Source organism: Paraburkholderia podalyriae, assembly GCF_014397785.1.
In the GTDB taxonomy this organism is placed as follows: domain Bacteria; phylum Pseudomonadota; class Gammaproteobacteria; order Burkholderiales; family Burkholderiaceae; genus Paraburkholderia; species Paraburkholderia podalyriae.
Genome location: NZ_VZQQ01000271.1, coordinates 1 through 747, shown reverse-complemented (window position 1 = coordinate 747; position 747 = coordinate 1). Strand labels below are relative to the sequence as shown.

2 protein-coding genes are annotated in these 747 nt (G+C 58.5%); both read right to left on the bottom strand.

The genetic code is table 11. The features are described from left to right. Positions 1-88 precede the first annotated feature (88 nt). A complete protein-coding gene (locus tag F6X42_RS46670; RefSeq protein WP_187639779.1) occupies positions 89-352 on the bottom strand; it encodes an HPr family phosphocarrier protein in 264 nt (87 codons plus the stop codon). Positions 353-412: 60 nt separating this feature from the next. Then, positions 413-747 (bottom strand): hypothetical protein (locus F6X42_RS46665; protein WP_187639778.1); only part of this gene is annotated, 335 nt, incomplete at its 5' end.

Below are 747 nucleotides of genomic sequence, written 5' to 3'. Positions count from 1 at the left end.
ACCTTCCTCTTTCTTTTCATGTGCGTGATTGAGTAGTTCGCATGCAGGGCCGATCGACAGGCATGAGCCAGACTCCTGCATCGGTCCGTCAGAAAGATTCCTGCACATGAAGAATGGCCGCAAGCGCGTCAAGCGCTGCAGTCTCGTCGGGACCGGCCGCGAGAATGCGCATCTGCGTGCCCGGCTTCGCGCGAAGCGACATGACCGACATGACATCCTTGGCATTGACGGACCGGCCGTTCGCGATACAGACGATGTCGCTCGCAAACCGGGCGGCGCTAACGGCAAGCCTCGCTGACTCACGCCCGTTTAAACCCCATCGGCCACCAATCTGAATCAATGCCTCGACCAACCCCGCTCCCCTTTGTACGCAAACAGTGACCCAGCGCCCCATGTCCCCACGCAGTCGCGTTCAGTGCATCACGCTTGCAATAACCTGAGCAAAGAAAGCACGCAACAGTGGGTCCCACGTTTCATCCCGTACTGCAATTTCGGCCGTATCGAGCCGCCGCATGTCCTGGTCCAGATACACCACGAGCAGCGATTTCGGATGCGGTGAACCGACAAAGAACTGACCGTCATCGTCCAGAAACAGACATGGCCTCTGCCTGTATCGCGCTCCGGACAGCGAGGTCGCGTCCTGGACGTGGCGAGCCGATTGCTTCTGATAGACGAAGATGACGTTCACCCCGCACGCTTCCAGGCGGTCACAGATATCAGAAAACCGGTACAGCATCTGGAATCCGC